Genomic DNA, 21,113 nt, shown 5'->3' on the forward strand with positions numbered 1-21,113 from the left:
AAAACTCCCTAATCTTCGTTTGACCGAAAGTGGGATTATTTAACTGTATATTGCATTGTTAACACCTTAAGACAAGAAGGAGAATCTGTCAATAAAAAATGAATATAGCCTTCTGACTCCTGTCATCACAATTGCTTACACTTTTAGGGCTACAAAGCCAAATAAGGCTAACCGTATATTTGCAAAGTTTGCAAAACCGGCAGCCCTTTGTGCATTGCAATCTCGATCATTCCACAGACTAATGTGCAGAAGTATTTTTCAAATCTGCTTCATAACGAAGACCGAATTGTTGTCTTGCCTCCTCCATCACTTCAGCGACTGTAAGTGAACACTCCAAGGAGTTAATGGAACTGTTGCGTTCACCACTCTTGATCAAATCAATAAATTCCTGAATTTCATAATACATTGGCTCACGCGTCTGAGCTTTGGTCAGATCCTCAATCGTGCCGTCCCGATAATGAATTTTCACCTCATAGGGCTGGCTGATTTTGTCGATCACCATCGTTCCATTCTCACCCTGAATTTCAGCAGGCAGATAGGAATCTGTAATTTTGGAATACATGACGATAGCATCCATATCAGGATACTTCATCACGATACTGCCCTCGCCATCGACACCAGAGGATAAAAGTACACCAACCGCCCGAACCTCCTCAGGTTTTCCGAACAAAGTCACCATAGGATACAAACAATATACTCCAAGGTCCATCAAGGAACCATTGGAAAAGGCCCGATTAAATGCATTCAATACCTTACCTTGCTTAAAAGCATCAAAGCGTGAGGAGTATTGACAATAGCTTGCAAAATAACGCCGAACCCGCCCTATTTTATACATATGATCCTTTATTATTTTAAAGTTAGGCATCAGTGTGGATTTCACGGCCTCCATCAGCAGAACATCGTTGTTGCGCGCGGCTTCGATCATGCTCTTCACCTCTGCTGCATTAGACGCAAAGGGTTTCTCACACAACACGTGCTTTCCGTGATTCATACATAAGATCGCCTGCTCCGCATGTAAGGAATTGGGGCTGGCAATATATACGGCATCGACCTGATCACTTGCGGCCATTTGCGCCAGGTCTGTAAAAACCTCCGGCTGGCTGTTATATTTGTCAGCAAAAGCTTTGCCCTTATCCTCTGTGCGTGAGTATACCGCCGTCAGGGAAAATTCGTCCGTCTCCATCGCAGCTTGAATAAACCTCTCTGTTATCCAGTTGGTTCCAACAATACCAAAACGCATCACAGTATCCCATCCTTCCCGTGAGTCATTACAATTCATATGTACCTATTCTCGCATTCCAGCCTAAACTTGTCCACTATACCGTTATTCATATCTCATGCCTCAACATGTTCATTCGACAAAAAAAGACTGTAGTCTATCAGCATAATTTATACTGATTGTACCACAGTCCCTGTCATTTATTTGGGGTTATATCTCTATTTTTTTGATATCACTTTTCCTACTTCTTCCAAAATGGCATCCATGGAAGCTGGGTCGTGTACATCATACTCATCAATATTCAGACGCAGTACAGGACAGGCATCAAATTCGTTGATCCAATTGGAATATCTGCGATGCATTTGCTCCCAATAGGATCGCTCGGTCTGGATCTCCATCTCGCGGCCGCGTTCCTCAATCCGACTCAGTATGGAGGGCAAGCTGCCTTCCAAATAGATCAACACATCAGGGTGCGGGAAAAACGGTGTCATCACCATCGCCTCAAACAGGCTAGTATACGTTTCATAATCGGTAGGGTTCATCGTTCCCTGATCGGCATGCATTTTCGCAAAAATGCCTGTGTCCTCATAAATAGAACGATCCTGTACAAAACCTCCACCAGACAAGAAAATATTCTTTTGTTCCTTGAAGCGTTCCGCGAGAAAATAAATTTGCAAATGAAAGCTCCATCTTTCGAAATCGTGATAAAATTTCTCCAGATAGGGATTATGATCAACCTGCTCCAAAGAGGTTTTAAAACCAAGACGTCCGGCCAAAGCACCCGTCAGCGTAGATTTGCCTACACCCACTGTGCCCGCTACCGTAATCAGGGCATTCGCAGGAATGTTGTAATTATTCACTATATAAGCTCCTTTACATCGGAAACAATTTGTTTAAATTGTGCCTGATTTTCTACAAAATCAATTTCATTCCCGTTCACGGTCAATATACGAGGGGAAGGGGACTGTTCAGCGAGAAACTGCATGCCTTTATCATAATCTATGATCAATTGCTCCAGATAGGCGGGGTCCATCTCCTGTTCAAAAGAGCGTGCACGCTTGCGAATTCTCCCCAGCAAGGTATCCAAATCTGCTCTAATATAAATGATAATGTCCGGCTTAGGCATATCATCTGTGAGCAAATGATAGATTTGACGATATTTTTCGAGCTTCACACCCTTAAGCGTACGTTCGGCAAAAATTAAATTCTTGTAGATATGGTAATCAGAAATAACGGGCTGAGCTTTCTCGATATATTGCAAACCAGTATCCTCCAGCTGCTTGTACCGATTGCAGAGAAAGAACATTTCCAGCTGAAAACTCCACTCATCTATATTTTGATAAAATTTATCGAGAAATGGGTTCTCCTCGACAATCTCTTTGATCATCGGCAAATGTAGCTCGGTTGAAAGCATCGAAGCTAACGTCGTTTTACCTGCTCCGATCGGCCCTTCAACGGCTATAAATGGGGCTTGTTTCATGGGGTTCTGCTCCTCCTTGTACTCCAGTCCATCCTGTGGACAACTATCCTATTGTATCACAAGGTAGTACGCTAAAGGCATACCAAATCTATGGATAAAACAAAAAAAACAGAGCGCTACATTTTGCTTCATAGCGTCCCTGTTTCTCATTTAAACCAACCTTTTTCGTTAAAACGTGTAATTGCCTCAATCCGGTTACTGACACCCAGCTTATCGAGAATGACTGAAATATAATTGCGCACCGTCCCTGTCGTTAAATACAGTTCACCAGCAATCTCTTTTGTGTTCTTTCCGTCAGCGATGAGCGCTAAAACGGTCTTTTCACGCTCTGTTAGCGGGTTGACTTCGGCATAAGCATCATCGACCAGTTCCGGGGCATAGATACGCCGACCTGCCATAATACTTCGAATGGAGGAAGCCAGCTCTTCACTAGGACTGTCCTTGAGCAAATAACCGTGTGTCCCCGCCTTGATCGCTCGTTCAAAATACCCGGGGCGGGCAAACGTAGTTAAAATCAGCACCTTGCAGTTCAAGCCTTTGAGTTCCTCAGCCGCATCCAATCCGCTCTTGATCGGCATTTCGATGTCCATAATGCATATATCGGGCTGATGCAACTTCACCAGTTCTAAAGCTTCTTCCCCGTTGCTTGCTTTTCCGACTACTTTCATGTCCTCTTCCAAGTCCAGCAGGGAGGCTAGAGCACCCAGCAGCATACGCTGGTCCTCCGCGATGACAATTCGAATCATAGCCCCACCTCCTCATTCGGCTTTTCAGTGATATTGGGCACTTTAATGACCAAGGTCGTTCCCTGATCTGAACGCAGCTCCATACATCCGTTCACGAATTCGAGCCTTTCTTTCATACCTTTTAGGCCGTTTCCACGAAAGGTTCCATTTTCTCTCGTAATACCGACTCCATTATCCTGAATCCGAAGGGTTAATTCCTTACGAGACGGCTCAATGGTGATGGAACAAGCGGTGGCTCCACTGTGCTTAACCACATTTGTCACTGCTTCCTTCATACACATACTAAGGACATTTTCATTCATTAATGATGTATGCTCCAGCTTCGGGTCGCCCTCTAGAGTCAATTCAATGTGAGCAGCCTTTAAAATCTGCCGAATACGTAGCAGTTCATCCTCTAGTCGCATACCGCGCATTTGAGTAACCATTTCCCGCACCTCTTTTAGTGCGCTTCTCGCCGTGAGACGAACATCGTTAATTTCAGCATGAGCCCGCTCCGGGTACTGATCCATCAGTTTGCCCGCCAAATCGCTCTTCAGCCCAATGAGTGACAGCTTCTGACCTAAGGTATCGTGCAGATCACGCGCAATTCTTTGCCGTTCCTCCAGCTTAATCAATTCCGATATTTTCTTATTGGCATCTTCTAATTGGACTTGGAGCCGATCGCTTTTGTTGCGATTAAAATTCGTAATCGGAAGGAGAATCACACCGATCAGATTGAGCAGGATAAAAGGAATCTGTTTAATAAAAACGGGATTCTGAGAAACAAAACCGTAATTGATCAATCCAATCGTAATAACCATTAAAATAATATACAGCGTCGTAAATGCAGCCTTACTTTTAATATTACCGATCAGATAGGCGATAAATATGGAAAAATACATATAGCTAAACAGCAGTGTCATGGTAATCGATATGGCAATTTGTACACTGGTCCAAAAGTATATGAGCCAGCCTTTCGAGACAAAAGCCAATACATAACATGCAAAAAACACCAAAATAATAGCAGTACCCAGAATAATATGACTTGTAGATGAAGAGCTAAAGTAGTAAAAGGGCAGGATATAAAAGACGACCCACACATAAGGGCTAAGTCCAGTATTTCTTTGAAAAATCTGATACCATTTTTGCATCCTGCCACCCTCTTCTACTTCACTTGACTTATATCTCTTATCATATCATACCAAGTTTTGTACAACGTTATTTTCTTTCTGTGCTTACAACAGGTGTAGGGATGGGTTTCGTGACTGCAACACGTTTGCTGAGGAGCGGCTTCACTTGTTTAAAGGTCAAAAAGGTTTTCGTATTTTCATCCCAAAGGCGGAACTTCAAAGATTGCAGACTGCTACTCACTGTGATCGTGGTTGCTTTTTGAAGTAACGGTGTCGCTTCATGCGCTTTTTCCAAATTATAATTTGGCACTTTGGGACTCAAGTGATGAACGTGGTGAAATCCGATATTCCCCGTAATCCATTGCAATACTTTAGGAAGCTTGTAGTAAGAACTGCCTTCTACGGCTGCATTAATATAACTCCACTCTTCATCGTGCTCAAAATACGAATCCTCAAATTGATGTTGTACATAGAACAACCAGATGCCCAACATACCGGATACAAAAAAGATAGGTGCCTGTACGAGAAGGAAGGCCTGCCATCCAATAGCCCAGCACAACAGTGCATACAATGCAACGATGGATATATTCGTCACATGAGTGTTCATTTTTTCCTTGCGTTTGGCTGTCTTGATATTAAAGCGATAGGAAATCAAAAAAGTATAGATCGGACCTAGTCCGAACATAACCCAAGGATTTCGATATATGCGATAGGCCAGCCGTGTCCAAGTTGAAGCCTCTGTGTACTCTTCTACCGTAAGCACCCACATGTCACCTGTGCCTCTTTTATCCAGATTACTGCTTGTTGCATGGTGGATCGCGTGACTATTTTTCCATTGATGATAAGGACAGAGCGTAATAATACCTGTAATCGTTCCCACAATGTCGTTCAGCTTGCGGCTTTTGAAGAAGGATTGATGACCACAATCATGAAAAATAATAAACGTCCGTACCACAAACCCCGATGCAACAATGGCAATGGGAAGCGTCAGCCAGTACGAAACTGACAGGCTAAGATAAGCAGCATACCACAATAGGATCAGTGGACCCAAAGTATTGATGAGTTGCAGAACGCTGGATTTCGTGTTTATTTTCTCGTAGGGAGCCATATTTTTTTTCAATTGGGCTAATGGGAGTTGTGTCATACTCATTATGATCCTCCTTTAAAATGACGCCTATACCTTGATCCTGTTAGGCGTACATGTTGATCTAATCTCAGTATAAGGTGAAGACTGTAGACGCTGTAGTCATAAACGTCAGCTCGGGTATATGACATTTGTCATATAGACAAGTAACATAACCCGTTTTCCAAATGTTCGCGGGTTTCTTTTCTGAGGATTATTTGTTAAAATATAAGACATAATAACGCTGTATGTGACTGGCGAAGTCAGTGGAATGAACCACGAGGGAGCATACAAAAAAAGCGTACCGTTCGCCTGGGAGAAGTATTTGCAGAGGATTCGTCTGTCTTGACGACCTTGTGCAAATACTTTTTTTCGTTTTACAAGACCATGACACCCTGTTGATAAATCATGCGATAAATTCAGAGGAGGCTCGGACTATGGCAATTATCATGAAATCCAAAGAAGCAGCTGAGCAAGTATATGCAACGATCCGTTCACAGGTAGAAGAAATGAAGCAGCAAGGACACCGTCCCCATCTGGCGACCCTATTGGTAGAAGGTGATCCGGCATCTGCCTACTATGCCCGGACCAAGCAAAAAATAGCGGAGAAGCTGGGCATCTCATTTCATCTCCATACTTTTGATCGTCATGTTAGCGAAACCGAGCTACTGCACCTGATCGGCAGTCTGAACGATGCCCCCCATGTACATGGCATTATGCTGGAACTCCCGCTTCCCCAACATCTTTCCGCCTCCGTTATTAAACAATCCATCGCCCCCTACAAGGATATTGATGGAATTACACCTGATAACAAGCTGGCTACCGTAACAGGTGACGCCGGGCTATATCCCGCAACACCTCAAGCCTGTATCGAGCTACTTAAGCATTACGGTCACACATTGGCAGGCAAAAATGTTACTCTCGTGGGCATCGGACAGACAGTGGGACTTCCTCTTTTCCACATGTTGCAAAGAGAAAATGCCACCGTTACCGCCTGTCATGCAGGAACACGTGATATTGCAGAGCATCTGAGCCATGCAGACATTGCCTTCGTCGCAGTCGGATGCCCTGATGTAATTACACAGGATATGGTTCATCCCGGTCTGATTTTGGTAGATGCGGGAATTAATGAGACGCTAGAGGGAAAAATAGTGGGGGATGCCGCTTTAGACGTTGGGGAAAAGGTCCATGCCATTTCTCCGGTTCCCGGCGGTGTTGGCACCTTAACAACTGCGATTTTATACAAAAATCTGCTCAAAGCAATACATCTGCAACACTACTCCAGAGAGGTGGTCTATTCATGAGTGAACTGTCGTGGAATCATTCCATCGGGCATTTTCTAAAAGAGGCTGCAAGTGCAGCGCCTACCCCCGGCGGAGGAAGTGTATCCGCACTGGCTGCGGCACTAGGCGCGGCTATGACCTCTATGACCGCCAACCTTTCACAAGGAGAAAAATATGCGCATATCCATGAACAAATCACGGACGTCATTAGCAGCATGGAAGGATTGTCTACACATTGTGAGGAACTAATGGCCGCAGACATCCAATCCTTTGAACAGTACATGACCGCGCTGCGTTTGCCCAAGGAAACGGACGAAGAAAAGCGCTATCGTACCCATTCCTTACAGACAGCGGTGATCGCTGCCATTGAGGTACCCATGCGCCTGTTGGAAGTATGCCGGGACGGATTGTCGCAAGCCTACAACATTGTGGAAATGTCCAATAAAAATGTGATTTCGGATCTTGGCATCGGCGCGATCCTGTTCGAAGCCGCCGCTCAATCTGCCCTGCTTACCGTCGACATTAACCTTGCTTCGCTGAAAGATTTGGATGTCAAATACTCCTATGAGACCAAGACAGCCGCACTCATCCGTGAAATCGGACAGATCAAAGAACAAACCTTGTTGATGGTGCGCAGTCGAATAGCGAATTAGATTGCTCATAACCGTGTTTAACCTGTTCGAACCAATATATTCTGCTTACTCATTAAAAAATAGCCTGATTGGATACAAAAAGAAGATACTATTGAAATTACGACAAAATAGTAAATTAAAAACCAGTCCAAACATGATTCATGTTGGACTGGTTTTTAATGCTATATACTGCGTATAATATGCGAATTCCTATCTGTTTTGGGCAATTCATTACAACGCAGAATCTCACATCTATTGTTTAGCTTTATTCTCTTTTTCTCTTTCGACCAGCATATCTACGATCATATCAATTTGCCCGGTAATAGCGATTGGATCATAGCGATAATACGTATCAAAATCGTTAAAGAACACTCTATTGTTCTTCACCGCTGGAAGATTCCCCCACACAGCGGACGACTTTAGTTGTTTGAGCGCGTCACCCTTTTTCTCGGGGTCATACGTAGTCAGGAACATATAATCTGCGTCATACTGTGGCAATACCTCCATCGAAAGCTGCACCGTTTGTTCCTTAGAGTTCACTGTTTTCTTTGGCATGTTCAGTTTAAGCGCATTGTATACAGCTTGGCCGCCGCGACCCGCATTGTCACCAAAGATCCAAAGTGCGTGCTTGTCCGTCAGCTCATACAAACCGAAAGTTGCCTTTTCGTCAATCACACCTTTAAGACGTGCGCGACCTTCAGCGGCCTTTTTATCAAATGCAGCAATAAATTGCTCGGCCTTCTCCTTTTCCCCAGTGATATCACCGAACAGCTTGACCGTATCATAGATATTAGTCGTCGTACCATACGGAATGTACAGGGTAGGTGCGATTTTAGAAAGAGCCTCATAATTCGTATCCTTCATAACCACGATCAGATCGGGTTTGAGTTCCAGCGTCTTTTCCAAATTGGTCGGATCACCCACCTCTTTGGTTCCTTTTTCCTTCAGCAAATCGGTCAGAAAAGGATTTTGAAATGCAGTCGGCTCCACACCCACCACGTTAGCACCCACGGACAGCAATTCCCCGCCGTAAAAATCCGTTACAATGCGCTGTGGCTTAGCAGGAATTTGAATATCCCCTTTAACCGTTTTAAAGCTTCTAATCTCTCCAGTAGTAGCCGACTCTTGCTTATCTTCGGAAGATGAAGCCGAATTACTTCCATTATTATTTCCGCCGCAAGCGCTGATGAATACAGACAATACAAGTAACATAGCTGTCATCATAAAATACGATTTTCTTTTCAACTGATTAGCCCCCTATATATTGTGGAGATGATCTCCAATACAGATGATAATGATTATCAATATCGTAAGAAATATATCAAGCGTTGTCCTTGCTGTCAACTAAAAAACGAACTTTGCATCATTTCACTTTAAAAAAAACAAAAGACCTGCCAAAAAATGATGGCCAGGTCTTGTTTCGTGGAGCCGTCTCAAAAACCTACACATTGGGGCTAGGCTGCTGAAGACTGCTTTCTAATGATCGCTGTTTTGTTTTATATTCTTCTCCCCAATCCTTCATCAGGTTAATAATCGGGATCAGCGTTTTTCCAAATTCAGTTAGAGAGTATTCGACCTTAGGAGGAACCTGTTGGTAGACTTCACGGTGAACGACTCCGTCCTCTTCCAGCTCGCGCAATTGGAGTGTCAGCATACGCTGAGTAATTCCCGGACAGATCCGCCGAAAATCACTAAATCGCTTAGTCCCATACATGAGATGATATAGAATAATCCCTTTCCATTTGCCCCCAATCACGTCCAGCGTGAACTCAACTGGACAGGCCTGATCATTTCCAGCGGTACATTCCCCAAAGCCGCCTTTCCGAGTGCGCATAGGCTTTTCTCCTCCTTGGTATCATTTTATATACTACAGCACATTAATGTGCGTACTTCAAAAACGATCATGTATATTCTAATATTAAGCATGTCACTTGGTAAGCGTCAATTTTAATCACATCCATAAGGAGTGGAATAACGATGGAAACCTTAACTACTACTAAAGATCAAATCTTATCTGCATACGAGTTCAGACATGCAACGAAGGAATTTGATAGTCATAAGAAAATTAGCGATTCCGATTTTGATTTTATTCTTGAAACCGGTCGTTTATCTCCAAGCTCATTTGGCTTTGAACCTTGGAAATTTGTTGTCGTTCAGAGTAAAGCTATGCGTGAGAAGCTGCTGCCTTACTCTTGGGGGGCGCAAAAACAACTGCCAACAGCCAGCCATTTTGTACTCATCCTCTCTAGACTTCCTGAAGATATGGTAGCCTCCTCCGATTATATCAAGAGTATGATGGAGAACGTACAACAATTACCCGCTGAAGTGATTCAAGGCAGAGAAAAAGTGTATGATGCCTTTCTAAAATCTGATTTTGGGCTGGAGGAAAATAAAAGAGCCTTGTTCGAGTGGGGCTGCCGCCAAACCTACATCGCACTGGGCAACATGATGACTGCCGCAGCTCAAATCGGCATTGATTCCTGTCCTATCGAAGGTTTTAATAAACAGGAAATCGAACGCATCCTCTCCGAAGAAGGCATTATGGATGCCGAGCATTTCGGTATTTCCTGTATGGTGGCATTTGGATACCGTCTGAACGAGCCGCGCGGCAAAACCCGGCGATCTGTAGATCAGGTTATTGAATGGGTGTAAAACGCGGAATATCCTTCTTTAAAGCAAAGGGCGCTCCAAGCCATTTCCATGGCTAGGGGCGCCCTCTTTACATAAAACTCAGTTCCTAAAAGTGTTGTCACTTCATAACGCCTACTGATAATTTACTTCTTCTGCAAAGTAAATATCCTTCAAACGATCCTTTACGCGTTGAATTTCATCTGCTGTTAAAGGAGCCGTTGGACATAGCTTGAAGTTCCTTCCGCTGACATAGCTTACGTCCGTGTGACCATCCAAGTTGTAGGCCATCTTCGGAACCGGTTTTCGGGTATAATCGGTAAAGTCAATAATGGACCATGCCGCATCTCCATCCTCTTTGGATAAAATAATCCGCTGTGAGGCATTTTCGGTCCACAAATAGCGTAGATTCGCTGGTGAATTATTGGAATCCATAGCCGTCTTAATACCTGAGCCTCTAAACATGAGCGTAAACTCCGTATGATCATTACTCAATCCAGCTACCGATTCATAAATCTGTTTCAGCCCGTCCACGCCTACAATCTCAACCTTGCGATCAACAGGGAAGTGGTTCACAAAATTCTCCCATATTGGAGCCATGTTATGGGTGTTGGCAAGTGCGTTGATGTCCAAAATAATGGACAAGTAGTTTACCGTATTTATACGTTGATAAGGGTTATCCAAATATTGCTGTACTATATACAGTTGTGGTGCTGCATCCGTCTCAGTCACATATGGGTCAAGCGGATGAAGAGTCCAGCGTGAGGAATCTTTCGTATAGCGTGATCCAATCGGATCAATCGTAACCGAGTTCATGAATACGGTACCGCTATTATCTGCAAGTCCCTGTGCGGGAACAATCGGATTGTCCTTATGGGACCAGTAAGGCATCAATGGAGAGCCCTCACCATACATACCGTTGACATTATATTGTGTAGCCGACCATCCCATCGCGGATGTAATCCGATAGTGATCTTTAAGCCATTGAGTCTGTTCGGGATTCACCGTAAAGCTGGTCAATGATTTCGGCAGATACTTCCGATATTGGTCTGTATCCATGCTTTCAAACACGGATGGTAATCCCATCGAACCAGATTGGTGTAGCTCATTGAATGCATTGTAACGATACATATACAACCACTCATCCATCTTTGCTTCCCAAATAGGAAACTTCAACTGGTTCGGATACCCATCCAACATTCCGACTTCGTCGTCATATTGATCAACGTATGCCAAAACCTGTCTAAGCTGCGGGCGATTTGCTTCTACAAAAACAAATCCGTTTTCCATCGCCCACGTCACTTTGATATTAGGACCAAAGTGGTCCATCAGCAATTGACGCGCTTGCTTGATTTGATCTACCGTCGTCGCGCTTCCCTGCAGCATGATGGAGACAGCAAAGTATTGCTTTTTGCGTTCCCCGGGTTCTACTGTTAATTCCGCATCGGATGTGAAGAGAACCCCTTGAGATGGCGACTCAACCGTGATTTTTAATGGAATGACCGAATTTACTACCGGAATCAAATGCAGGTTAGCAATTTTTCCATCCTCATCAAATATCCCTCTGGAATCCTCTACCCGAAGTATCAAGTCTGAGGGCAGCAATCCAGGAGCTATAACCTCTCCATTAGCATTATGAAATACGTAGGACATATTCCAAGCAGCAGGATCTAAAGTAGCAGCCTCTGAAATGGTATACGTAGCCAAGTATACGGACCTGATTACGTTCGGTGGCTCTGCCGGCGGAGTCTTCCCTTTCACGATCAGCTTGGCCTGAGCTGTAAGGACCTGATAAGGTTTGGCAACGGTGACCTTCATTTCTACAGGAATGAAGCTGTCCGCAACCGGAATATTTTCGGGATGCGCAATTTTCCCTTGTTCATCAAAAATACCTAACCCATCACTAAATGTGTACGTAACACTTGTGACGCTGGCAGCAGGAATGCTTACGGGTCGCCCTTTATTGTAGAGCTGAAAAGATAGCTGATATGAAGGGTATGTTTCCGGTTGATTTACCAGCTCCTGCGCCTTGATTACGACCTCATCTACCAGAAAATCCGAAGAATGATCCGGTGGATCTACCGGAATTACTGGTGGTTTGGGTTTAGGTCCCGGCGGTGTCACCGACGGTTCCGGCTTCGGTTCTGGTGGTGTCACCGACGGTTCCGGCTTCGGTTCTGGTGGTGTCACCGGAGATACTGGTGAATCAGGGCTTGGGCGATGCCTTTTAGGCTCCTCGACTTCCGAATTCACAGGTTGTTGACTAATTTCCGGTGTCACATCGACCTCGATCTTCTTCGATTCTTGTTGGCTGGTCGTCTGAGGCATCGTTGCAGTTCCATCTCCTAATGACCCTAGCAAACGCTTGGCACGTTCTCTCAGACCGTCACGGCCTAACCATGTTCGATAAGCAACCAGCGTGGCATCCTGCCGTCTCACAGACTCTTTAGGATGGAAATAGTGATTCGTATCTCCCTCGATCAGTTCCAGCCGTTCCATCAGCCATACGCTCGTTTGTGCATAATCTGATATATCAGATTGATCCACAAAACTGGATATACCAGCCGATCGGGTATTTTCAGTAACACCAAAATAGCGGGCATACCAAACGGCCATATCCTGACGAGTCATATTGTGCTTGGCACCGAATAATTGATCACTAATTCCTTTCGTAATGCTCTCTTCCTGTAAGGCCTGTACATAAGGTAGAGCCCATGGTGACACATCACGAAAAGAAGTTATGCCTCTGTTATTCGATGTTCGCTTTAAGGTTTTAGCGAAAATGCTTGCCCATTCCTGTCGCGAGATAAAATGTAAAGGTCGAAAGCTCCCATCCTGATAACCCGTAACATAACCTTGAGCAGCCATGGCCTCAATCGCATCAGCTGCATAGGAATGTCCGATATCGTTAAAGGCTCTGTCCGCAAAAACAGGCGCACTATGTATACAGAACAACCAGACAGCCAGTAAACCAGCCATGTAATGCCTAATTTGTTTTAACTTTTTTTCATAATTCATTATTCGGAATCATTACACCTCCTTTACTAGATAGCACTGAGCCACTTTCGCCTGTACTTTCATATCAACTTTGAAAATTAATCTCTCTTGTTTTCAATCGGTTTTTCATTACTGTTAACACCAAACTGTATATACTTGAATTATCGGAATAATCTCCCTAGGATTGAATAAAGCCAGTAAAAAAAGTGGTTTTGGCAATCTACTATCCTGTCTATTCACCATCTTTTTTTAAGCCGTAATTCCCTATCACTAAACAATGGTTTTCATTGGTAATTAAATATTTATCATCTTTTTGAGTTACTATGTTGATCCCGTATACAAATAAAAAAAGAGATAACATCTGTATCCGCATTCGCTTGGAGAATACAAAATGTTATCTCGTTCTCGTGTACATATATACTTATAAAATCCTGTCTGCTGTTTTAATTCTCTTTAAACTCTGAACCCTTATAAACATAAAAGTAGCCGTTTAAAGTTCCGTTTTGCGGATAAGCAGCAGGATCTCTGTCTTTTATTTGGCCTACCAACTCTCGATTTATAAGCGTAGGGGGGCCTTCCTCAACTAGTGCTTCAGCAGACATTTCAGTGATTGGTTTTACTGTGCTGGACCAGAATGTAACTAAGTAGACATCGTCAGCATTAAAATGATAGCGTCCTTCACTTGGAGTTCCCTCATAAAACAGCTCTGCCAAAGAAGCTGCCTCAGACCCTCTCATAAAAATTCGAATCTCATCGGTTCCGTTCCATGTATGAGGAACTCCACCTTTTGGATTAACGTATTCTACAGTTTCTGGCTCCTTGTCGCTAATAAAATCAACAACTGCATATTTATAAACCTCATCTGTTACACTCTTGGTTGCAATTTCAGTTGTTTTCTCTGTTCTATAGCCACTGAACTTTCCATACACATTCGGGGTTTTGCCAATAGCAGCTAAGGCCTTTTCCTGATCCATGAATCCGGCTCTTCCAGCTACTGGTGTCAGCCTGTACGTCTTGATTTCAGTCCCCTTGTACTGATCCCAAGTGTATTCGTAATAATATTTCGCATAAGATACTCCACTGTTCCAGCCTACGGATAACAGCATGAGAATACCTATCATGAATACTAACGGCCATTTTTTCAACTTCATACCCTCAACCTCTTTTCTCCAAGTACACTCAAATCATCATTAGCATTATAGCTTTTCAATAAATCTATCGACAGTTAAATATTAGAAGAAAGTGTGGATAAATTATGTCCTTGATAATTTACTATTTGCTTGTGTTTTACTGATCGGTTGCAGCTTTGAGACGTTTTTCCATTTCTGTAGACACCATAATGTTTAATAGCCCCATAAGATTATTGGTCTCATCTCTTGCTTTTTGATAGGCCGCAGCGAAGGCTTTTTCATTCGCGGCAGGGTTTTTAATGTCACTTAGTTTCTTCCACTCGGGCTTAACGCGTTGATCGTACATATCGTACAAGCTGATGTCTGTAGGTGTCTGGGCAACAGGCATCATAGACTCAAATTTCGAGGCAACCTTAAAAAATCCCAGCGTATTTTGGACCGATGGACTAGAATAATCATGCGTCTTCATCGCTTCTTCTAAAATATGAAGTCCCTCCCGTGACAAATAGAGCATTTTGACGAGTCCTCTTTCTGTATTAGAGGTTTCCTCCCACTTCTTGTAGGACTCACCTGGAGCAACTCCCTCTGTAAAAAAATTATAAGCTTCATGAATAAATTCATCTGTATTCAGGTGGATGGGTTCTTCTGTGTATAAATTCACGACAGAATCACTGTAATTTGCAATGTTTACATGTTTCCCGGTTGGATCGGAAACCCGCCGAATCGGATGATCCTGTACTCGTACCAGTCCATAACGATCGGCAAAGGTAAGAAGCTGCTCCTGCGTCGTATTTAACCCTAATTGTCCTGCTGGCTGATCGGGTTTCGTTGCTTCTTTAGCCGCGTCGGAATACGTCTTCCCATTACTTTTTGTAGCTTGGTCTGTAGTATTGCTCACAACACCATCCACACCAGCCTGTGCCGCATTGTCCGCCTTGGCATTCTGGGTAGTCGTAGTGGTTGCCGTTGCTGCTCCAGTCGTAGATTCACCTTCAATTTGCTTCTTGGAGTCACCGCATGCGGTCAGTATAGCAGTTAAACTTATTACAGCAGTCAAAAAAATAATATATGCTTTTGCCTTCATCAGTATCTTCCTCATTTCCTTATGTATCATTCTTTATACCTTCGTGGTTTGATAGTAGACTTCAATAATATGGAATTAATCTTATCAAAAATAAAAATGAGAGAATACTGGACCATACTCCTGATTATCTTCGATGATTCTATAGTAATTCGTTGTTTTCTGAACTAAAGTCATGGCTCTCAACCTATATAATGGGCAAATTGCCCGTCGACTTTCGGAATACTTGATCCTCGGTACTACTCCTGCCTGTTCAAGTTTCATTATAGTTGGTTCCTAATTATCTAAAACCGATCGTGCTGTTTTAAATCAGTAGGTTGTGTAAATCGAATATTACAAACGAAAGCACCTGTAATTCATATAGAAATGGATGAATTACAGATGCTTTTCTATTAGTTAGTAATGAGACTCCCTATTTTATTGTTTTTATGAATATTTTCCGTTCCGGCATCCAATGCAGTTTTGTAATATGAGCATTTATGTTCAATAACTTCCATTGTTTTTTTTAGTTCTTTCATTTGTGCTTCTACAGTAGCTTTTCGTTCCATAAACATGTCATATCTTTGTTGTAGTGTGGAATCCCCACCAGAACACCAATCAATGAAATTTTTAATTTCTTTGATCGGCATCCCGGTGGATTTTAGACATTCAATTATTTTTAAAGCGTCGATATCGGATTCTTTAAATAATCTTGTTCCGCTAGATGTCCGTTCTACAAAAGGCATAAGTCCCTCTTTGTCGTAGTAACGCAAAGCGTATGCTGTAAGATTCAATTCATTTGCAACTTCGCTGATAGAATACGTCTTCATCATGTATCTCCTATTCTTAATGACATAGACTTCGAGTTAACTCTATGATATAAGGGGGATTCTATCAAGTTATTTGTAGAATGTCAAAGTCCCCTTATAGGAAAAGTAGAATCAGATGCTATCTAACGAAATATAATTAGCAAGAAAACAACATTACTGAATAGAGGCTTATAAACCTGCGCTTGACTTAGAGTTAACTATAAGGATTAACATTGATTTGCAAGAGAAAAAGTATAAATGGAAATGAATGAAGGGGAACTTCAACCGACTTCAGCTAGTTTTCAATTTATACCGATATAACTGCATTCTCTTGAAAAATAAAAATAATTGGAGGCTATTTATGATAACTGCTAAAGCACGAGCTGTCGATGGCCCAGACAAACCGTTTCGATCGGCTGAAATTAAACGACGGGATCTTGATTCACACGATGTTCTGATTGAAATTAAATATGCCGGCATATGCCATTCTGACATCCACACTGCTCACGGCGAATGGGGCCCAGTGAACTACCCTCTCGTACCTGGACATGAAATTGCAGGGATTGTCACGGAGGTAGGATCTGAGGTTACAAAGTACAGCGTTGGTGACCGGGTAGGGGTTGGCTGTATGGTTGATTCCTGTGGCGAATGTGAGAACTGTCGTAAAGGAGAGGAACAATACTGCCTTAAAGGAAATGTCCCTACCTATGCTGGTGTTGACAAATACGGCGAGCCTACACAAGGCGGATATTCTACCCACATTGTCGTAACTGAGGATTTTGTAGTGAAAATTCCAGATAACATTGAGCTTGACGTGGCTGCTCCATTACTTTGTGCAGGTATTACGACTTATTCACCGTTGAACCGCTGGGGTGCTGGTCCAGATAAAAAAGTGGCCGTTGTGGGCATGGGAGGCCTTGGCCATATGGCTATCAAGATTGCACATGCTATGGGTGCTGAGGTAACCGTTCTATCCCAAACATTAAAGAAAAAAGATGATGGCTTGCAATTTGGTGCGGATCACTATTATGCTACAAGCGAACCAGAAACATTTGAAAAACTTGCTGGGCACTTTGATTTGATTATTAACACGGTAAGTGCTGCCATCGATATGGATGCTTATTTTGCACTACTCAATCTAGACGGAACTTTGGTGAATGTCGGTGCCCCTGGGGAGCCGTTGTCACTAAATGTGATGTCCCTTATCGGACATCGCCGTTCATTTGCTGGTTCAATGATAGGAGGCATCCGTGAGACACAGGAAATGTTGGATTTTTGTGCAAAACACAATATTGTTCCTAAAATTGAAGTAATTTCGGCCGACCAGATTGACGAAGCCTACAAACGAGTGTTAGCTTCTGATGTGAAGTATAGATTCGTGATTGACATTAGCACAATGTAAGCTATGTAAATCATAAGTTGTACAAGTGATTTTAATTGTGAAGGTGTCCCCAAAGTATTACTTGGGACACCTTCACTTTATTCTGTGTACCATCCTATTGTCCATTTCCTCTTTTTGTATTTATTTGTAATCCAAAGATTCCATCCTTAGAATATAATACATTAGGAATAAATAGGAAGGTGGAACTTATCTATGTTTAAGAAAATGGATATTTACAAAATCCTCACTTTAATATTTGCATTAGTTGTTATGATCTCTTCCTCTTTATCACTCGCATACCCAAACACCTACGAGGATTTGTACAAAGTCTCACAATTTTTTCTAGGGTTTATATTTTTATTTTCGGGAATTACAGAGTTTAAGGCTAACCGTAAGAGTATAGCAATAATCAACTTCTCCATTTTCGTTCTCACTTTTTTTGTATTTGTATTTACACTTGTAGTGCGAACAGGATAACCACACGGTTCTATACCTCAGTAACAACCCTTCCGTAGCCCCTCCTCGTCATATAAAAGAAAAGCCAAGCGAACTCAGGATCATCTGAATTGCGCTCGGCAAATGTTACGTATTTAGCAATCTTTTAGTTTTCCTCTAATTCTTCAATTCTCTGCCGCTTTCCTATGCCAAAGACGAAATATCCAACAATGACGATCGCCATGAATGTTGCCCCGACAATCAACGACAAGCGTGTGTCTGGATTAAACCACATTCCAACGATCACCAGCAACAAAAAGACAATAGTGATGTAATTACTGATCGGAAAAAAACGAGATTTAAAGGTGTGATCCTTCATTTCGTCCTTCCACTTTTTCCTGAATTTAAATTGACTGATGGCTAATGCAAACCACGGTACCATGCCTGGAAGAACACTGGCGCTGTAAATATACAGAAACAGTTTGGAATCAGGCATTAAATAGTTAAATAACACCCCTACCAGCAGCAAGGAAATGGTCGTTATTATACTATTTCTAGGGACGCCGCTTGGAGAAACTTTCCCAAAGAACTTAGGAGCTTGTCCGTTCTTAGCCAATGTATATAACATTCTGCCCGCACTGTAAATACCACTGTTACAACCAGACATCGCAGCTGTAAGTACAACAAAGTTAATGATACCCGCAGCAGCCACAATTCCTACCTTGGCAAAAGTCAGAACAAATGGGCTGCCGATCTCGCCTATTTGGTTCCAAGGATAAATCGTAACAATGACAAAGATTGCACCCACGTAGAAAATCAAAATACGCCAGATGATGTTTTTAATGGCTTTTCGCAGTGTCATCTTCGGATTTTCAGCTTCACCTGCCGTAATACCTACCATCTCTATCCCTTGGTAAGCCGCTGTTACAATGCAGAGTGCAAATAGGAACCCTTTCAAACCACCTGCAAAGAAGCCTCCCTGGCTGTACAGATTGGATAGCCCTATCGGTTGTCCACCATTACCGAGTCCAAAGAAGATCATCCCCGTACCAACTACTAGCATGAAGATAATGGCGACAATTTTAATCATCGCAAACCAAAACTCAAATTCCCCATAAAATTTCACAGCCGCCAAATTGGCCAATGCAATAATAATTACACCTGCCAAAGCCGGCAACCATTGCGGGATATCTGGGAACCAGTAGCCCACATATACCCCAATCGCAGTGACTTCTGCCATCCCTACGGTAACCCATAAAAACCAATAGCTCCAGGCGGTCAAGAAACCGGCTAAAGGGCTGATATATTTATGAGCAAATGTAGCGAATGAGCCTGTCACCGGTTCAAGAATCAGCATTTCCCCCATGATCCGCATGACAAAAAACATAATAATCCCAGCTAAGAGATATGCCAACAGCACTGAGGGACCTGCCCATTTTATCGTACTTGCCGACCCCATAAACAAACCGACGCCAATCGTACCTCCAAGCGCAATCAACTCAACGTGCCGTGGCTTTAGCCCTCTCGTTAATTGTTTCGATTCCAAAAGAACGCTCCCCTTCGTATATGTTCATCATCAAACGCTAATGATCCGGAAAACTGTCCCCAAACATTATTAATTTTTCAGACTGACGTGGTCGTGAGTGAACGACTACAAAGTAGTTCCACGATTCGTAAATATACAAGGAAACCACGTCCTATTTACCGTCCAAACCTTACTGTTTCTAAGACCGAGTCCGTAGCATTAGATGCATTGTATGACAAAAAACGCCTAAATACAACTGCTAATTAGCAGACATTTTTAGGCATGAAATGGAAAGGAAGGCTATTCATATTTTCTGAACAATGGTCAATTTAATGCAATGCATTAGAGTGCTAAACATACATATTTCTTCAATGATAAATATCACGATATTAAGCCTATTTGAAATCTGTATTCATACAGCGGAAAACATGAATCCCGAATGAAAGAGCAACATTTCAAACATTGCCTTGTGATATAACTAGGCATGAATTCCAAACAAGGAGATGAAGATCAGAGTTTTGAACCCACTTATTCAATGATGAATGAATATGTATTTATTTGAGATTTTTTATAAATTTTTTTTGATCCTTGGTAAACTTATAGCCACGTCGTTCGTAGAACCTGTGAGCCTGTATCCGACTTGGATGAGATAACAGTTTGATCCCGGAAAATCCATGGGACTTCCCCCACTGTTCAAGACGCTCAATCAACATGCTACCTACACCTTGGTTTCTATACTTTTCTTTAACAACAAATCCTAGTACATTTACCAAAGATTCAGAAAAGAGTAATTCATGTGGGCTTCCATGAATATATCCTAACACCTCGTTATTTTCTTCATAAACAAAGATCACATCTTTTGATTTTTTTATAATCATTTCAATCTTCTCTTTTACTTTTTCTTCAGGAAATAGATATAGATTGGGGTTAAAATCTTGGTTCAACAAATAAATATCATGATAATCAGAGACTCTAATTTCCCTAACATTTTTTTCTTTCACTTTTAAAATGCCTCCTTTTTTCATCATACGATGCTTTATGTTGAATCATTAATCCTCGCAATCATACCCGTTAAAACACTTCAGCATCTCGATGAACGCTTCAAGTTTAGAATCCTCCCATGTTGAAATACGTTGATAAAACTCTTTTTCTTTTTCTTTTAAAGCTTCCAAGGCTTTTTCACGACCATTGGCTGTCAGGGATATCAACACTCCCCGACGATCCTCAGGATGAGTTTCACTTTTTACATAATTCAAGTGTTTAAGCTGAGTAACAAGACGGCTGACAGAGCTTCGATCCATAGCGGTGGATTCCGCCAAAAATGTAGCGCTTGCCGGACCGTATGACAGGAGACAACGTACAATCAGAAAAGCTGCAGGTTGTAATGATGGATCGAAAAGTGCCGCAGTTTTTACATTGAGTGCATGCGACGCGCTTATAAGTGCATTAAGTTGTTCACCAAGATTCAGTTCTAATTGCTCTCTTGTAGAATCTGGATGTTGAGTTTTATTTTCCATATGTCTCCACCTTATTTGAATGAGTTCGAATATATATTT

Annotated in this window: 19 protein-coding genes and 1 riboswitch; of the genes, 4 read left to right on the plus strand and 15 right to left on the minus strand. The window is 42.4% G+C overall.

Annotated features, from left to right (window positions below; genetic code table 11):
* Window positions 1-238 precede the first annotated feature (238 nt).
* The 6 genes from ACL9RM_RS19500 to ACL9RM_RS19525 form a co-directional block, all read right to left on the minus strand.
* Window positions 239-1,240: a Gfo/Idh/MocA family protein gene (locus ACL9RM_RS19500; protein ID WP_323873139.1), complete on the minus strand. Its 1,002-nt coding sequence runs from the start codon at window positions 1,238-1,240 to the stop codon at window positions 239-241.
* A gap of 197 nt (window positions 1,241-1,437) precedes the next feature.
* Complete coding sequence (locus tag ACL9RM_RS19505) at window positions 1,438-2,079, minus strand: deoxynucleoside kinase (RefSeq protein ID WP_013308920.1); 642 nt, start codon at window positions 2,077-2,079, stop codon at window positions 1,438-1,440.
* Window positions 2,079-2,699, minus strand: coding sequence for a deoxynucleoside kinase (locus tag ACL9RM_RS19510; protein ID WP_061830657.1), 621 nt, complete (start codon window positions 2,697-2,699; stop codon window positions 2,079-2,081). The genes ACL9RM_RS19505 and ACL9RM_RS19510 overlap by 1 nt, the downstream gene beginning before the upstream one ends.
* A gap of 146 nt (window positions 2,700-2,845) precedes the next feature.
* Window positions 2,846-3,445 (minus strand): response regulator transcription factor, encoded by a 600-nt coding sequence (locus ACL9RM_RS19515; RefSeq protein WP_025683815.1) that lies wholly within the window; start codon window positions 3,443-3,445, stop codon window positions 2,846-2,848.
* A complete protein-coding gene (locus ACL9RM_RS19520; RefSeq protein WP_250267501.1) occupies window positions 3,442-4,575 on the minus strand; it encodes a sensor histidine kinase in 1,134 nt (377 codons plus the stop codon). The genes ACL9RM_RS19515 and ACL9RM_RS19520 overlap by 4 nt, the downstream gene beginning before the upstream one ends.
* A 67-nt stretch (window positions 4,576-4,642) precedes the next feature.
* Window positions 4,643-5,704: a fatty acid desaturase gene (locus ACL9RM_RS19525; protein WP_013308916.1), complete on the minus strand. Its 1,062-nt coding sequence runs from the start codon at window positions 5,702-5,704 to the stop codon at window positions 4,643-4,645.
* 213 nt (window positions 5,705-5,917) lie between these two features.
* A riboswitch (ZMP/ZTP riboswitch) is annotated at window positions 5,918-6,002 on the plus strand.
* A 112-nt stretch (window positions 6,003-6,114) separates the two neighbouring features.
* On the opposite strand from ACL9RM_RS19525, the gene ACL9RM_RS19530 reads away from it, so the two are divergent.
* Both ACL9RM_RS19530 and ACL9RM_RS19535 read left to right on the plus strand, forming a co-directional pair.
* Window positions 6,115-6,981: a bifunctional 5,10-methylenetetrahydrofolate dehydrogenase/5,10-methenyltetrahydrofolate cyclohydrolase gene (locus tag ACL9RM_RS19530; protein WP_250267500.1), complete on the plus strand. Its 867-nt coding sequence runs from the start codon at window positions 6,115-6,117 to the stop codon at window positions 6,979-6,981.
* Complete coding sequence (locus tag ACL9RM_RS19535) at window positions 6,978-7,613, plus strand: cyclodeaminase/cyclohydrolase family protein (RefSeq protein WP_061830663.1); 636 nt, start codon at window positions 6,978-6,980, stop codon at window positions 7,611-7,613. The genes ACL9RM_RS19530 and ACL9RM_RS19535 overlap by 4 nt, the downstream gene beginning before the upstream one ends.
* 231 nt (window positions 7,614-7,844) lie before the next feature.
* Here ACL9RM_RS19535 and ACL9RM_RS19540 read toward each other — a convergent pair whose 3' ends face one another.
* Together ACL9RM_RS19540 and ACL9RM_RS19545 are read right to left on the minus strand one after the other, a co-directional pair.
* Entirely contained in the window at window positions 7,845-8,837 is a 993-nt protein-coding gene (locus ACL9RM_RS19540; RefSeq protein ID WP_250267499.1) for an ABC transporter substrate-binding protein, read from the minus strand.
* Between the two features lie 196 nt (window positions 8,838-9,033).
* The gene (locus ACL9RM_RS19545; RefSeq protein WP_250267498.1) at window positions 9,034-9,426 is read right to left on the minus strand and encodes a winged helix-turn-helix transcriptional regulator; all 393 of its coding nucleotides are present in this window, start codon (window positions 9,424-9,426) and stop codon (window positions 9,034-9,036) included.
* A 143-nt stretch (window positions 9,427-9,569) separates the two neighbouring features.
* On the opposite strand from ACL9RM_RS19545, the gene ACL9RM_RS19550 reads away from it, so the two are divergent.
* Window positions 9,570-10,244: an NAD(P)H-dependent oxidoreductase gene (locus ACL9RM_RS19550; protein WP_061831600.1), complete on the plus strand. Its 675-nt coding sequence runs from the start codon at window positions 9,570-9,572 to the stop codon at window positions 10,242-10,244.
* 111 nt (window positions 10,245-10,355) lie between these two features.
* Here ACL9RM_RS19550 and ACL9RM_RS19555 read toward each other — a convergent pair whose 3' ends face one another.
* The 4 genes from ACL9RM_RS19555 to ACL9RM_RS19570 all read right to left on the minus strand — a co-directional run bounded on the left by ACL9RM_RS19555 (window position 10,356) and on the right by ACL9RM_RS19570 (window position 16,237).
* On the minus strand, window positions 10,356-13,238 hold the full coding sequence (locus tag ACL9RM_RS19555; protein ID WP_250267497.1) for an S-layer homology domain-containing protein: 2,883 nt from the start codon (window positions 13,236-13,238) through the stop codon (window positions 10,356-10,358).
* A 422-nt stretch (window positions 13,239-13,660) separates the two neighbouring features.
* Window positions 13,661-14,368, minus strand: a complete 708-nt coding sequence (locus tag ACL9RM_RS19560) for a hypothetical protein (protein ID WP_069291164.1) — start codon at window positions 14,366-14,368, stop codon at window positions 13,661-13,663.
* Window positions 14,369-14,504: 136 nt separating this feature from the next.
* Window positions 14,505-15,431 carry a hypothetical protein gene (locus ACL9RM_RS19565; protein WP_250267496.1) on the minus strand — a complete coding sequence of 309 codons (927 nt, stop codon included), beginning with the start codon at window positions 15,429-15,431 and terminating at the stop codon, window positions 14,505-14,507.
* Between the two features lie 389 nt (window positions 15,432-15,820).
* Entirely contained in the window at window positions 15,821-16,237 is a 417-nt protein-coding gene (locus ACL9RM_RS19570; RefSeq protein ID WP_250269007.1) for a MerR family transcriptional regulator, read from the minus strand.
* A 340-nt stretch (window positions 16,238-16,577) separates the two neighbouring features.
* On the opposite strand from ACL9RM_RS19570, the gene ACL9RM_RS19575 reads away from it, so the two are divergent.
* Complete coding sequence (locus ACL9RM_RS19575) at window positions 16,578-17,618, plus strand: NAD(P)-dependent alcohol dehydrogenase (protein ID WP_250267495.1); 1,041 nt, start codon at window positions 16,578-16,580, stop codon at window positions 17,616-17,618.
* 580 nt (window positions 17,619-18,198) lie between these two features.
* Here ACL9RM_RS19575 and ACL9RM_RS19580 read toward each other — a convergent pair.
* The 3 genes from ACL9RM_RS19580 to ACL9RM_RS19590 form a co-directional block, all read right to left on the minus strand.
* On the minus strand, window positions 18,199-19,578 hold the full coding sequence (locus ACL9RM_RS19580; protein ID WP_061831603.1) for an amino acid permease: 1,380 nt from the start codon (window positions 19,576-19,578) through the stop codon (window positions 18,199-18,201).
* 533 nt (window positions 19,579-20,111) lie between these two features.
* Complete coding sequence (locus tag ACL9RM_RS19585; protein ID WP_250269006.1) at window positions 20,112-20,558, minus strand: GNAT family N-acetyltransferase; 447 nt, start codon at window positions 20,556-20,558, stop codon at window positions 20,112-20,114.
* 48 nt (window positions 20,559-20,606) lie between these two features.
* Window positions 20,607-21,074: a MarR family winged helix-turn-helix transcriptional regulator gene (locus tag ACL9RM_RS19590; protein WP_250267494.1), complete on the minus strand. Its 468-nt coding sequence runs from the start codon at window positions 21,072-21,074 to the stop codon at window positions 20,607-20,609.
* Window positions 21,075-21,113 lie beyond the last annotated feature (39 nt).

It is taken from the genome of Paenibacillus sp. S29, assembly GCF_049319765.1.
GTDB lineage: Bacteria > Bacillota > Bacilli > Paenibacillales > Paenibacillaceae > Paenibacillus > Paenibacillus polymyxa_B.